The sequence below is a fragment of the Pseudonocardia nantongensis genome, from assembly GCF_046546495.1.
GTDB classification, from domain to species: Bacteria; Actinomycetota; Actinomycetes; order Mycobacteriales; family Pseudonocardiaceae; genus Pseudonocardia; species Pseudonocardia nantongensis.
Map to the genome: position 1 here is coordinate 47,182 of NZ_JBKGXT010000005.1, position 13,387 is coordinate 60,568.

Annotated in this window: 10 protein-coding genes; 4 read left to right on the top strand and 6 right to left on the bottom strand. The window is 75.2% G+C overall.

Annotated features, from left to right (window positions below; all coding sequences use genetic code 11):
- Positions 1–72: 72 nt before the first annotated feature.
- Positions 73–1,326, top strand: a complete 1,254-nt coding sequence (locus ACLFMI_RS07075; RefSeq protein WP_410946926.1) for an isochorismate synthase — start codon at positions 73–75, stop codon at positions 1,324–1,326.
- An 11-nt stretch (positions 1,327–1,337) separates the two neighbouring features.
- Here the strand turns inward: ACLFMI_RS07075 and menD are convergent, their stop codons facing one another.
- Entirely contained in the window at positions 1,338–3,005 is a 1,668-nt protein-coding gene (gene menD / locus ACLFMI_RS07080) for a 2-succinyl-5-enolpyruvyl-6-hydroxy-3-cyclohexene-1-carboxylic-acid synthase (RefSeq protein ID WP_410946927.1), read from the bottom strand.
- 147 nt (positions 3,006–3,152) lie between these two features.
- Entirely contained in the window at positions 3,153–3,878 is a 726-nt protein-coding gene (locus ACLFMI_RS07085; protein WP_410946928.1) for a PIG-L deacetylase family protein, read from the bottom strand.
- 254 nt (positions 3,879–4,132) lie between these two features.
- On the opposite strand from ACLFMI_RS07085, the gene ACLFMI_RS07090 reads away from it, so the two are divergent.
- The 3 genes from ACLFMI_RS07090 (at position 4,133) to ACLFMI_RS07100 (ending at position 8,019) form a co-directional block, all read left to right on the top strand.
- The gene (locus ACLFMI_RS07090) at positions 4,133–5,422 is read left to right on the top strand and encodes an MFS transporter (protein WP_410947099.1); all 1,290 of its coding nucleotides are present in this window, start codon (positions 4,133–4,135) and stop codon (positions 5,420–5,422) included.
- Between the two features lie 103 nt (positions 5,423–5,525).
- Positions 5,526–6,260 carry a dienelactone hydrolase family protein gene (locus tag ACLFMI_RS07095; RefSeq protein WP_410946929.1) on the top strand — a complete coding sequence of 245 codons (735 nt, stop codon included), beginning with the start codon at positions 5,526–5,528 and terminating at the stop codon, positions 6,258–6,260.
- 70 nt (positions 6,261–6,330) lie between these two features.
- The gene (locus ACLFMI_RS07100; protein ID WP_410946930.1) at positions 6,331–8,019 is read left to right on the top strand and encodes an ABC-F family ATP-binding cassette domain-containing protein; all 1,689 of its coding nucleotides are present in this window, start codon (positions 6,331–6,333) and stop codon (positions 8,017–8,019) included.
- A 94-nt stretch (positions 8,020–8,113) separates the two neighbouring features.
- Here ACLFMI_RS07100 and ACLFMI_RS07105 read toward each other — a convergent pair whose 3' ends face one another.
- From ACLFMI_RS07105 to ACLFMI_RS07120, 4 genes are all read right to left on the bottom strand, one after another.
- Positions 8,114–8,431, bottom strand: coding sequence for an adhesin (locus ACLFMI_RS07105; protein ID WP_410946931.1), 318 nt, complete (start codon positions 8,429–8,431; stop codon positions 8,114–8,116).
- 220 nt (positions 8,432–8,651) lie between these two features.
- Positions 8,652–9,476, bottom strand: a complete 825-nt coding sequence (locus ACLFMI_RS07110; RefSeq protein ID WP_410946932.1) for an aldo/keto reductase — start codon at positions 9,474–9,476, stop codon at positions 8,652–8,654.
- A 29-nt stretch (positions 9,477–9,505) separates the two neighbouring features.
- Complete coding sequence (locus tag ACLFMI_RS07115; RefSeq protein WP_410946933.1) at positions 9,506–10,369, bottom strand: patatin-like phospholipase family protein; 864 nt, start codon at positions 10,367–10,369, stop codon at positions 9,506–9,508.
- 88 nt (positions 10,370–10,457) lie between these two features.
- Positions 10,458–13,373 carry an FAD-binding and (Fe-S)-binding domain-containing protein gene (locus ACLFMI_RS07120; RefSeq protein WP_410946934.1) on the bottom strand — a complete coding sequence of 972 codons (2,916 nt, stop codon included), beginning with the start codon at positions 13,371–13,373 and terminating at the stop codon, positions 10,458–10,460.
- Positions 13,374–13,387 lie beyond the last annotated feature (14 nt).

Here is a 13,387-nt window from a genome sequence, read left to right on the forward strand (position 1 = left end):
GGCATCCGGGTGTGGCCGGTGCCTCCCCGGCCGTCCGCGCACCGGCCCGCGGGGTTGCCTACCCTCGATGTCGTGACAGTCGCACCGGCCACCACCGCGCTGCGCGCCCGCACCCGCCCGCTGCGGTACCGCGGACCGCTGCTGGACGTGCTGCCCGGGGGCGCAGGCGAGCTGTCCTGGGTGCGCGGCGACGAGGGCCTGGTGGGCTGGGGCGAGGTCGCCCGGTTCACCGGTTCGGGGCCGGAGCGCTTCGCCGAGGCCGACCGCTGGTGGCGCTCGGTGGTGGACGGCCTGGACGCCGGCTCCCACGACGAGGTCCGGCTGCCCGGCACCGGCGCCGTCGCGTTCGCCTCCTTCACCTTCGACGGCGGGTCCCCCGGCTCGGTGCTGGTGGTGCCGCGGGTCGTCGTCGGCAGGCGGGGGGACCGGACCTGGATCACCGAGATCACCCCGGCCGACAGCACCGCGGACACCGGCGGCACGCTGCCGGACACCGCGCCCGTCCGCCCGGGCGGGCGGCTGCGCTATGCCGACGGCGACGTCCCCGCGCACCGCTACCGGAGCACGGTGGCCGAGGCCGTCCGCAGGCTGCGGGCCGGGGAGCTGGACAAGGCGGTGCTGGCGCACGACCTGCTGGCCCACGCCGACGCCCCGCTGGACCCGCGGTTCCTGCTGCGCAACCTCGCCGGCCGGTACCCGACGTGCTGGTGCTTCGCGGTCGACGGGTTGATCGGCGCGACCCCGGAGCTGCTGCTGCGGCTGCACGGGCGGACCGTGGAGTCCCGGGTGCTGGCCGGGACGATGTGGCCCTCCGGCGACGGCGCCGACGTCGCCGGAGCGCTGGCCGGGTCGGCGAAGGACCGTCGCGAGCACGCCTACGCGGTGGACTCGCTGGCCGCGTCGCTGCGACCGCTGGTGGGCGAGCTGCAGGTCCCGGACGCGCCGCGGGTGCTGACCCTGCCGAACGTCTCGCACCTGGCCAGCGACGTCCGGGCCCGGCTGGACGCGGACCGGCCGGCGTCGCTGCTCACACTGCTCGGGGCGGTGCACCCGACCGCGGCCGTCGGCGGCACCCCGACGCCGGACGCGACCGCCCTGATCTCCGAGATCGAGGGCCTGGACCGCGGCCGCTACGCCGGCCCGGTCGGCTACGTCGACGCCGAGGGCGGCGGCGAGGTGGGCATCGCGCTGCGCTGCGCCGAGCTGACCGGCCGGACCGCACGGCTGTTCGCCGGCTGCGGGATCGTCGCCGACTCCGACCCGGACGCCGAGGTGCGTGAGGCCGCGGCCAAGATGCGCGCCGTCCGTGAGGCCCTGGAGGGCTGACCCGCCCCCGCTCAGCCGAGGGCGGCGGCGAGCGCCGCCCGGAGCGCGGCGTGGGTGTCCCGCAGGTCCTTGCGGGCGGCGGCCACCCGGACCAGGCGCCGCCCCGAGCCGGGGCGGGCGGTGAGGTCGGCCGGATCGCCCGACCAGTCCCCGGCCCGCCACCCGGCCGACCGGGCCATGCCGAGCAGGTCGACCCCGGTGGGCGTGCCGAAGACCCGCTCGAACGCGTGCGCGTGCTCCGGCCCGCCCTGTTCGAGCAGGTGGAAGATGCCGCCGCCGTCGTCGTCGAGCACGACCGCGGTCAGGTCCGGGAGCGGCTCGGACGGGCCGGTGACCAGCCCGGTCGCGTCGTGCAGCAGCGTCAGGTCGCCGAGCAGCAACGCGGTCGGCCCGGCGTGCGCCAGTGCCGCGCCGACGGCGGTGGACACGGTGCCGTCGATCCCCGCGACCCCGCGGTTCGAGCGGATCGCGAGGCCGTGCCGGGGCTCCGCGGCGAGGGCCACGTCGCGGACCGGGTTGGACGAGCCGAGGATCAGCTGCCCGCCGTCCGGCTGGGCCGCGACCAGGTCCCGGGCCAGCCGCAGGCCGGGGGCACCGGCGGTGGTGCCGTCGCGCAGGGCGGTGTCCAGGGCGTCGGAGACCCGGCGGTCCGCGTCGGCCCAGGCCCGGGCGAAGCCGGCGGGCGGCTGCAGCGCGGGCAGCGCCCCGACCGCGCGCACGGTGCCCGGGACGTCGGTCCACGGGCCGCCGTCGAGCCCCGGGTCGGCGTACACGGCCACGTCCGGGTCGGCGATCAGCCGCGCGACCGCGCGGTGCAGCGTCGGCCGCCCGAGCACCACGATCTGGTCCGGCTTGCGTTCCGGGCCGTCCAGTAGCCAGGGCCCGGCGCGCAGTGCGTGCGGCCACCACGGTGACGACGGCTCGGCCACCAGCGGCGCGCGACCGTCCGGCCCGCCGAGCAGCGCCGGGTCCGCGCCCGGACCGCCCGACCCGGCGACCACCAGGGTGCGCGCGGCCGGGTCCAGCGGCAGCGGCGGGAGCGAGCGCGTCATCGGCGGCGCCACCGTCCAGGCGCCACCGCCCTCCCGGCCGGCCGGGGACAGCGAGGTGGGCGCCGCGGAGTCCTCGGGGACCAGCGGGTCGGTGTAGGGCAGGTCCAGGTGCACCGGGCCGGGGGCGTTCCCGCCGGCCCCCGTCGCGGCGGCGAGCGCGCGGGCCACCGCCGAGCGCCACCGCCCGGCCGCCGCGGGCGTCACGTCGTCCGGCACCGCGAACGCACCGGACCAGCGCACGGTGGCCCCGAACAGCCCGGTCTGGGAGATCGTCTGGCTGGCCCCGGTCCCGACCAGCTCCGGCGGCCGGTCCGCGGTGACCGCGAGCACCGGCACCCCGGCGTGCGACGCCTCCAGCACCGCCGGGTGCAGGTTCGCCGCCGCCGTCCCGGACGTCACCACCACCGGCACCGGACGCCCGGACGCCAGCGCCAGGCCGAGCGCGAGGAACCCGGCGGTGCGTTCGTCGATGCGCACGTGCAGCCGGAGCAGCCCGTCGGCGTCGGCGCGGGCCAGCGCGAACGCCGGCGGCGCGTTCCGGGAGCCCGGGCACAACACGGCGTCGGTCACGCCGGCGCGCACCAGCTCGTCGACGATCACCCGGGCCTGGGCGGTGGAACCGTTCACGTGCACGACCATAGGCAAGTCCATCGATCGGATCCGGCAGGCGGGCGGGACGCACGCCACTGCCCGCCCATGGTCGCCCCGCCGACCCGCGCCGCGCCCGCGGACGGGGCCTTCGTCTCACCCGAGGGGCACCCCGGGGGCCCGGAACTACAGCGCGAAGTACTCGAACGGGACGGCCGCGGTGGACCCGGGCAGCCGTGCCGCGGTCGCCCGGGCGGCGTCGCGCAGGAACGCGGTCGGGTCGTCGCCGGGCGTGCCGAGCGCGGCCAGGTACTCCCGGTGCGCGCTCAGCGAGGCGATGGCCGCGTCCAGGTGCCCGGAGATGTCGACGGCGTGCCGGGACCGTGGCGACGACACCGCGGCGATCCCGCGGACGCCGTCCCACCGCTCCCCGACCTCGGCGAACAGCCACCGGTTCGCGGCGTCCCTGACCGCGTCCACGGTGGCCCGGCCGACGGCGATGTGGTCGGCCTGGTTGAGCGGACCGTGCTCGTCGCCCCAGGTCTCCCGGAAGTTCCCGGTGACGACGAGCTGCGGCCGGTACCGCCGGATCGCCGCGGCGATGTCGCGGCGCAGCGCGACCGAGTACTCGACCAGCCCGTCCGGGTGGTCCAGGAACTCGCACACCTCCACCCCGACGGCCGCGCACGCCGCCCGCTGCTCGGCCTCCCGGACCCGGGCGCACTCCCCCGGCGGCAGCACGTCGATCCCCGCCTCGCCGTGGGTCGCCAGCAGGTAGCCGACCTGCGTGCCCTGCGCGGTCCAGCGCGCCACCGCGCCGGATCCGCCGTACTCCATGTCGTCCGGGTGCGCGACCACGACCAGCACCCGGTCGACATCCTCGGGCAGCGGTGACAGCTCGTCGGAGGTCATGCGCGTCAGTCTGGCGTCCCGGCCCGGCCGCATGTGGCCCCGGCACGTCACGGTCGGCTCACGGATGTGCCCGGAACCGGTGCTCGCATCACCCGTTCGCATTACGGTGGCGCCACCGACCGCCAGTCTCACAATGGGGAGAGACCGTGTCCGACACGCACACCGGCGCCACCGCGCCGGGTTCCGGAGGGTCCGGCGAGCCGGGCCCGTCCGGCCGGCCACACACACCGATCGCCCGGGTCGTCGCGGCGAGCATGCTCGGCACGACCGTCGAGTGGTACGACTACTTCCTCTACGGCGTCGCCGCGGCGCTGGTCTTCCCGCAGGTGTTCTTTCCGAACACCGAGGGCGCTGTCGGCACCCTGCTGTCACTGGGGACGTTCGCGGTCGGCTTCATCGCCCGCCCGGTGGGCGGCCTGGTCTTCGGCCACTACGGCGACAAGATCGGCCGCAAGAAACTGCTGGTGCTGTCGCTACTGATGATGGGCATCGCGACGTTCGCGATCGGCCTGCTCCCCGGCTACGCGACGATCGGCGCCTTCGCCCCGATCCTGCTCGTGGTGCTGCGGCTGATCCAGGGCTTCGCGCTCGGCGGTGAGTGGGGCGGCGCGGTACTCATCGTGTCCGAGCACGGCAAACCCGAACACCGCGGATTCTGGGCCAGCTGGCCTCAGGCCGGCGCCCCGGCCGGACAGCTCATCGCGCAGGCGATGCTCGCGATCATGGCGCTGGTGCAGTCCGAAGAGGCGTTCATGGCCTGGGGCTGGCGGATCCCGTTCCTGCTCTCCGCGGTGCTGGTGCTGATCGGCCTCTACGTCCGGCTCGCCGTCGAGGAGTCCCCGGTGTTCCGGGACGCCCAGGCCAAGGCGGCCGAACGCACGGCGGCGGGCGGGAAGGAGACGATGCCGATCCTCGACGTCTTCCGGCAGTACCCGCGCGAGGTGCTGACCGCGATGGGCGCCCGGTTCGCCGAGAACGTCTCGTACTACATCTTCACGATCGTCATCACGACGTACGTGACGACCCAGCTCGACCTGCCGTCGTCGTTCGTGCTGGGCGCGGTGCTGATCGGGGCCGCGGTGCACCTGGTGACGATCCCGATGTGGGGTGCGGTCTCGGACCGGGTCGGCCGCAAGCCGGTCTACCTGTTCGGCGCGGTAGGCGTCGGCGTCTGGGCGTTCGCGTTCTTCTTCCTGCTCGACACCCGGAGCTTCGCGCTGACCGCGATCGCGGTGAGCGTCGGCCTGGTGCTGCACGGGGCGATGTACGGCCCGCAGGCCGCGTTCCTGTCCGAGCTGTTCGGTACCAAGGTGCGCTACTCGGGCGTCTCGATCGGCTACCAGCTCGCCTCGGTGTTCGCCGGTGGGCTCGCCCCGCTGATCGCGGTAGCACTGCTGACCGCGACCGGCACCGGCTACTCGATCGCGGTCTACATCGCGGCCAGCGCGGTGCTGACGATCATCGCCGTTGCCGGCTACGGCGAGACCCGCACCCGGCGGCTCGACGACGTCGGCGAGGGTTCCGGCGTGGCCCCGCGCGGGTAGCGCGGGCCGGCCGCGGCGGTGCCGGACGGCTCCCGCTGCATCGCCGCGGCATCCGGGGTTGTAGAACGGACACGACCCCACCGCGATCACAGGGAGCCGCACCATGCCCCGTACCGACCTGACGATCGCCACCCCGGACGGCGACGCCCCGGCCTTCCTGCACACCCCGGACGGCACGGGACCGTGGCCCGGCGTGCTGCTCTACGTCGACGCCGGCGGCGTCCGCCCGGCGATGCACGACATGGCCGCGCACCTGGCCTCGCTGGGCTACGCGGTCCTGCTGCCCGACGTCTACTACCGGCACGGCAAGTGGACCCCGTTCGACATGGACACCGCGTTCGGCGACGAGGACGAGCGGGCCCGGCTGATGGGCATGGTCGGCTCGCTGACCCCGGAGATGGTCGCGATCGACGCCGAGGCCTGGATCGACGCGCTCACCGCGCGGCCGGAGGTCCGCGGCGACCGGATCGGCACCACCGGCTACTGCATGGGCGGGGTGATGAGCCTGCGCACCGCGGGCACCCAGCCGGAGCGGGTCGGTGCGGCGGCGTCGTTCCACGGCGGCAACCTCGCCACCGACGACCAGGCCAGCGTGCACCGGCTCGCCGACCGGATCCGGGCCACGGTCTACGTCGCGGGCGCCACCGACGACCGGTCCTTCCCCGATGAGCAGCGGCAGCGCCTGGAGGAGGCGCTGTCCGGCGCCGGCGTCGGGTACACGCTGGAGACCTACCCGGCGGCGCACGGGTTCGCCGTGCCGGACACCCCCGCGCACGACGACGCGGCCGAGCGGCGGCACTGGGAGGCGCTGCACCGCCTGTTCGCCGCCGCCCTGTGACCGCCTGCCCTGTGACCGCCTGCCCTGTGACCGTCTGCCCTGTGACCGGCCGGGTAGCGTTCACCGCACGATGAGCGCGACCCTGCATGCGACCGGGCTGGCCGCCGGGCACGGCGACCGCCCGCTGTTCTCCGGGCTGGACCTGGTCGTCGCGCCCGGTGACGTGATCGGGCTGGTCGGCGCGAACGGCGCCGGCAAGTCCACCCTGCTCTCGATGCTCGCCGGCTCCGGCGGACACCGGCCCGGCGGCGCCGGTGCGGGCCCCGGTGACGCGGCCCGGGAGGGCCGGGTCGTGCTCGCGCCGCCGGACGCGACCGTCGGGCACCTGCCCCAGGAACCGGACCGGCGCACCGGCGAGACCGTCGCGGCGTTCCTGGCCCGGCGGACCGGCGTCGCCGCCGCGCAGTCCACGATGGACGCCGAGGCGGACGGGCTGGCCGCCGGGACCGCCGGCGCGGACGACCGGTACGCCGCCGCGCTGGACCGCTGGCTCGCCCTCGGCAGCGCGGACCTGGACGAGCGCGCGGGCGACGCGCTGCGCGAGGTCGGGCTGGGGGTCGACGCCGGCACCGCGATGACCGCGCTGTCCGGCGGGCAGGCGGCCCGGGCCAACCTCGCGGCGCTGCTGCTGTCGCGCTACGACGTGCTGCTGCTCGACGAGCCGACCAACGATCTCGACCTGGACGGCCTGGAGCGGCTGGAACGGTTCGTCGCCGGGCTCGGGCGGCGCGGCGGCACCCCGACCGTGCTGGTCAGCCACGACCGCGAGTTCCTGGCCCGCACGGTGAACCGGATCGTCGAGCTCGACCTGGCCCAGCAGCAGGTCGGTGTCTACGACGGCGGCTACGAGGCCTACCTGGCCGAGCGCGCCGTCGCCCGCCGGCACGCCCGCGAGGACTACGAGGAGTACGCCGACAAGCTGTCGTCGCTCAAGGACCGGGCGGTCATGCAGCGGAACTGGATGGCCCAGGGCGTGCGCAACGCCCGGCGGAAGACGAAGGACCCGGACAAGAACGTGCGGGCGCTGCGGGCCGAGTCCAGCGAGAAGCAGGCCGCGAAGGCCCGGCAGACCGAGCGGGCGATCGAGCGGCTCGACGTCGTCGAGGAACCTCGCAAGGAGTGGGCGCTGCGGATGACGATCGCCGAGGCGCCCCGCTCGGGTACGGTCGCCGCGCGGGCCGACGCGGCCACCGTCCGCCGCGGGGACTTCGTCCTCGGGCCGGTCACCGCGCAGGTCGAATGGGCCGACCGGGTGGTGGTCACCGGGGCCAACGGGGCCGGGAAGTCCACCCTGCTCGGCCTGTTGCTGGGCCGGCTCGCCCCGGACACCGGCGAGGCCGGCCCCGGCTCGGGGGTGCTGGTCGGGGAGATCGACCAGGCCCGCGGCGCGTTCCTCGGCGACGCCATCCTGCTGCGGGCGTTCGGCGAGCAGGTCCCGGACTGGCCGGAGTCGGAGGTCCGGACGCTGTTGGCGAAGTTCGCGCTGGGCGCCGACCAGGTGCTGCGGACCGCGTCGTCACTGTCGCCGGGTGAGCGGACCCGGGCGGCGCTGGCGCTGCTGCAGGCCCGCGGGGTGAACCTGCTGGTACTCGACGAGCCGACGAACCACCTGGACCTGCCCGCGATCGAGCAGCTCGAGTCCGCCCTCGACACGTTCGCGGGCACCGTCCTGCTGGTCACCCACGACCGGCGGATGCTCGACGGCGTCCGCGCCACCCGGCGCTGGACCGTGCGCGACGGCGTCCTCACCGAGAGCTGAACCCGCCCCGCGCGGAACGGGCCGGAGACGACCGGAGCCCCGGCCCGCCGTGGCGGACCGGGGCTCCCGGGTCGGTGCGGGTTCGGGGTGCTGGTCAGGCCTGCTCGGGCTCGACGGCGTCGTCCTGGGCGACGATGGCGAAGCGCAGCTCCTCCTCGCCCTCCTCGGTCCGGACCGGCTGCACGTCGAGCACCTTGTCGTCGAGCATCTCCGCGGCACCGGGCTCCAGGAAGACCGCGACACCCTCGCCGCGGAGCACGGTGTCCTGCTCGTCCGCGCCCTGGGCCAGCGAGAGCTCCAGGCCCTGGGCCGGGTCCGGCGCGGTGATCCGCAGGCCGCCGTCGTCGGGCAGCTCGGCGTCGGTGCTCAGGGTTTTGATCGCCTCGGCGGCGTTCTCCGTGATGGCCAACATCGTCCCCACCGTACGGACGGTGGCCCGCGGCCGTGGAGGCCCCGTCCCGGCGGGTCGGGCGCGCGAGGACGGGTGACGCCGTACCCTCCCGGAACATCGGGAGTGACCTACGTCACTCGCCCTGACACGACGGCGGCCCGGTGACCCGCCGGCGGGGGCGGTCACCGGGCCTCCGGGTCCGGTGGTGGCCGGCGGGCCGGGCCCGCCGGTACACCCGGTGTCAGCCGAACGTGTCCGGGTCCGGACCGATCCGCTCACCGGTGTGCAGTTGCTCGATCTTCGCGAGGTCGTCGTCGGACAGGGTGAAGTCGAGGATCTCGAAGTTCTCCTTCATCCGGTCCGGGTTGTTCGACTTCGGGAAGACGATGTTGCCGAGCTGGATGTGCCAGCGCAGCACGACCTGGGCCGGGGACTTCCCGGTCCGCCCCGCGAGCTCGGCCAGCTCCGGCGCCTCGAGCAGACCCTTGCCCTGGCCGATCGGGCTCCACGCCTCGGTCGCGATGTCGTGCTGCTGGTGGTACTCGCGCAGCTCCCGCTGCACCAGCTGCGGGTGGAACTCGACCTGGTTCACCGCCGGCACCGTGGACGTCTCCTTCGCGAGGCGCTCCAGGTGCGGGACCTGGAAGTTCGAGACGCCGATCGAGCGGGCCTTCCCCGCGTCCCGGGCGTCCTCGAAGCCCTGCCAGGTCTCGACGTAGCGGTCCTCGGCCGGGCGTGGCCAGTGGATCAGGTAGAGGTCCACGTGGTCGAGGCCGAGCCGGGTGAGGCTCTGGTCGAGGCGCTCGGCCGCCGTGCCGCGGCCGTGCCCGTCGTTGTCCAGCTTGGTGGTGATCCAGAGCTGGTCGCGCGGGATGCCGGAACTCGCGAGCGCCTTCCCGACGCCCTCCTCGTTGCCGTACATCTGCGCGGTGTCGATGTGCCGGTACCCGACGTCCAGCGCGGCCTGCACCTTGTCGGCGGTGGTGTCGGGATCGACCTGGAAGACCCCGAAGCCGAGCTGCGGGATCTCCCGGCCGTCGTTCAACTTGGTCGTGGGAACAGTCATGTACCGCGGTTACCCGCACCCGGCGGCCGTCATGCGCCCGCTCGGCCGTTCCAGACGCGGGCGATCTCAGCGGCGACGTCGGCGGCCTGGGCCCGCCCGGCCCGCGCCGACGGCGGGCGCCGGGCCGGGTCCAGGACGTTGCGGCCGAACGCCTGCTTCGCCCGCCGGTCCGGGGTGACGAGCGCGACCCGGGTGGTCGCGGCCAGCGCTTCGGCCTGCACCGCCGGCGCGGCCGCGGCCCCGAATCCGCCGGTGAGTGGGGCCAGGATCACGACGCGGCCGTACCCGGCGGCGAGGTCGGCGTTGGCCGTCGACCGGATCCCGCCGTCGATGTAGCGGGTGCCCTCGGCGCTCACCGGGGGCCACACGCCGGGGACCGCGCAGCTGGCCGCGACCGCAGTGGGCAGCCCGACCCCGGCGTTCCGGTCGAACACCCGGAACCCGCCGGTGTACGCGTCCACCGCGGTGATCCGCAGATCCGCCGCGGCCGGCCACGTCGCGCCGTCCAGCCGGCTCTCGATCGCCCGCAGCCGCCGGTGTTCGGGCATCGTGTCCGCGGCCAGGGCCATCCGGCCGACCCGGCCCCGGGCCCGGGCCGCACCGCGCGGGCCGAGCAGCGCGGCGGCCCCGATCCGGAACGCCTGGCGCACGCCCAGCGACGCCGCGATCTCCCCGACCGGCGGAGCGAGCTGGGCCTCCAGCAGTGCCTGCGGACCCCGGCCGCAGGCCAGGTTCGTCCCGACCACCGAGCCGGCCGACGTTCCGACCACCAGGTCGGCGCCGGTCAGGTCGACGCCGTGCGCGGTCAGGCCCGCGACCAGGCCGTACATCCAGGCGATCCCGGTCTGCCCGCCACCGCCCAGTACCAGCGCCCGCCGCTCACCACACGTCACGCCCGCACCCTGCCACGATCGCCGGTCGTGGAGCGCAGCGTCCGCCACGCGAACGCTCCGCTCCACGACCGGCGATCACCACGCCGGGTCACTCGCGGCGCAGCGCCCGGGCCGCGATCTGGGCGAGGTGCACCGGCTCGCGCTCGCCGGCCTGCCGGACCTGGGTCCGGCAGGAGTAGCCGTCGGCGAGCAGCTCCACCGACGGCGCGGCGGCGCGCAGCTCGGGCAGCAGCTTGCGCTCGGCGCAGGCCATCGAGACGTCGTAGTGCCCGTCCTCGAAGCCGAAGTTGCCGGCCAGCCCGCAGCACCCGGCGTCCAGCACGTCCGCACTCACCCCGAGCGCGGCCAGCACCGCGCGGTCCGGCTCGCTGCCGAGCTCGGCGTGCTGGTGGCAGTGCACCTGCACCAGCACCTCGCGGCCGGTGTCCTCGGACGCCGCGGACAGCTCGTCGGCGTGCCGGGCGAGCAGCTCGGCGAACGTCGAGACCTGGGTGGCCAGCAGCTTCACCCGCGGCTCGTCCGGGAGCAGCTCGGCCGCGTCGGACCGCAGGGCGGCGGTGCAGGACGGTTCCAGCCCGACGACCGGGATGCCGGCGTCCAGGGCCGGGCCGATCGCCCGCAGGCTCCGGCCCAGCACCCGTCGGGCGGCGGTCACCTGCCCGGTCGAGGTCCAGGTCAGCCCGCAGCAGACGTTCCGCGGGGGCAGCTCGACCCGGTACCCGAGCCCGGTGAGCACGGCGACCGCGTCCGCGGCGATGTCCGGGTCGAAGTGGTCGGTGAAGGTGTCGGTCCACAGCAGCAGCGGGCCGCGGCTGCCCGGCGTGACCCCCAGGTCCGGGACCCGCGTCATCGGCGCCCCCTTCGCCGCGCGGGCGGTGTAGGTCTCGCGGGCGATCGGCGGGATGGGGCGGCGGGCGTCGATCCCGCCGGCCTTCTTCGCGATCGCCGCGAGCGCCGGCACCTGCGCGAGCCGGTTCAGCCCGTCGACGGCGGCGGCCGGCAGCACCCCGACCGCACGCAGCCAGCGCGGCAGCGCCCCCATCGAGTAGTGCGTGCGCGGCCGGATCCTGCGGTGGTAGCGGTTGGCCAGGAACTCGGTCTTGTAGGTGGCCATGTCCACGCCGACCGGGCAGTCGGACTTGCAGCCCTTGCAGGACAGGCACAGATCCAGCGACTCGGCGACCTCGTCGGACTGCCAGCCGTCGGTGATGACCTCGCCGTTGGCCATCTCGAACAGCAGCCGGGCCCGGCCGCGGGTGGAGTGCTTCTCCTCGCCGGTGACGTTCCAGCTCGGGCACATCACGCCGCCGCCGGTGTCCACCGCGCACTTGCCGACCCCCAGGCAGCGGCGGGTGGCGCGGTGGAACGACCCGCGATCGTGCCCGAAGGCCAGCTTCGGCTCGTCCGGCATCGTCGGCATGCCGAGCTGGACGCGCAGGTTCTCGTCCATCGTGACCGGCCGGACGACCCGGCCCGGGTTCATCCGGTCGTCCGGGTCCCAGATCTCCTTGAACCGCTCGAACCCGGCGATGATCTGCGGCGGGTACATCCGGGGCAGCAGCTCGGCGCGGGCCTGGCCGTCGCCGTGCTCGCCGGACAGCGATCCGCCGTGGGAGACCACGCAGTCAGCGGCGTCGGTCATGAACGCCCGGAAGTTCGCGACACCGGCCTTGGTCAGCAGGTCGAAGTCGATCCGGACGTGCAGGCAGCCGTCACCGAAGTGGCCGTAGTAGATGCCCTTGCGACCGTGCCGCTCCAGGACCTTGTCGAACTCGCGCAGGTAGGACCCGAACTTCTCCGGCGGGACGGCCGCGTCCTCCCAGCCGGGCCATGCCTCGCCGCCGTCCGGGGAACGCGTGACCAGGCCGGCCCCCTCCTCGCGGACCCGCCACAGCGCGGCCATCTGCTTCGGCTCGGAGACGACGACCGCGCCGGTGGTGTAGGGCGTCATCGCGGTCGCGACGGCCTGCGCGGCGGCCTCGGCCTCCGCCCGGTCGATGCCACCGGTCTCGACGTAGAGCCAGCCCTTGCCCTCGGGCAGCATCCGGGAGGTGGTCTCGTCCGGCCGCAGCGCGCGCAGCGACGCGATCAGGCCGGCGTCCATCCCCTCGATGGTCAGCGGGGAGTGCTCGCGCACGACCATCACGTGGTCGGCGGCACGGTAGGCGTCCGGGAAGCCGAGCACGGCCAGCGCCCGCGCGGGCGGCGACTCGACCAGGTCGACGGTCGCCTCCAGGATCGTCGCGCAGGTGCCCTCGGTCCCCACCAGCGCCTTGGCCAGGTTCACGTTCCCGGGCACGATCTGGTCGAGGTTGTAGCCCGACACCCGGCGGGTCAGCTCCGGGACGTGCCGGTCGACCTCGGGGGCCAGCCCGGCACCGAGCTTGCGGAGCAGGTCCGGGATCTCGCCGGTCTCGGTGCCGTCCGGGCCGAGGGTGATCCGCTCGCCGCGGTAGGTCAGCACGTCCAGCGAGCGGACGTTGTCGACGGTCTTGCCCCACGCCACCGAGTGCGACCCGCAGGCGTTGTTGCCGATCATCCCGCCGATCGAGCAGCGGTTGTGCGTCGAGGGGTCCGGGCCGAACGTCAGCCCGTGCGGGCGGCCGGCGTCGCGGACCGCGTCGCACACCGCCCCGGGCTGGACGCGGGCGGTGCGGGCGTCCGGGTCGACCTCGACGATCCCGTCCATGTGAGTCTTCATGTCGAACGCGACCGCGGTGTTCACCGCCTGGCCGGCGATCGAGGTGCGTGACCCGACCGGCATCACCGGGACGTCGTACGAGCGGCAGACGGCCATCGCGGCCTCGACGTCGGCGGCGTCCCGCGGGGCGATCACGCCGATCGGGACGCCCCGGTAGTTCGAGGCGTCCGCGGACCACATCGCGCGACTACCGGCATCGAACCGGACCGCACCACCGATGGCGGCCCGCAGATCCTCCTGCAGGGCGCGATAGGCGGTGGTGCTGCTCGTGGTGGTGGGGCGCGCAGCGCTGTCCGTGCTCATGCGCGATCCGCTGG

Excerpts from the sequence above, each read along its gene's own strand:
- ACLFMI_RS07120 (WP_410946934.1), bottom strand. The coding sequence starts at position 13,373 with ATGAGCACGGACAGCGCTGCGCGCCCCACCACCACGAGCAGCACCACC.
- ACLFMI_RS07110 (WP_410946932.1), bottom strand. The coding sequence starts at position 9,476 with ATGACTGTTCCCACGACCAAGTTGAACGACGGCCGGGAGATCCCGCAG.
- ACLFMI_RS07100 (WP_410946930.1), top strand. The coding sequence starts at position 6,331 with ATGAGCGCGACCCTGCATGCGACCGGGCTGGCCGCCGGGCACGGCGAC.
- ACLFMI_RS07095 (WP_410946929.1), top strand. The coding sequence starts at position 5,526 with ATGCCCCGTACCGACCTGACGATCGCCACCCCGGACGGCGACGCCCCG.
- ACLFMI_RS07090 (WP_410947099.1), top strand. The coding sequence starts at position 4,133 with ATGCTCGGCACGACCGTCGAGTGGTACGACTACTTCCTCTACGGCGTC.
- ACLFMI_RS07085 (WP_410946928.1), bottom strand. The coding sequence starts at position 3,878 with ATGACCTCCGACGAGCTGTCACCGCTGCCCGAGGATGTCGACCGGGTG.
- ACLFMI_RS07105 (WP_410946931.1), bottom strand. The coding sequence starts at position 8,431 with ATGTTGGCCATCACGGAGAACGCCGCCGAGGCGATCAAAACCCTGAGC.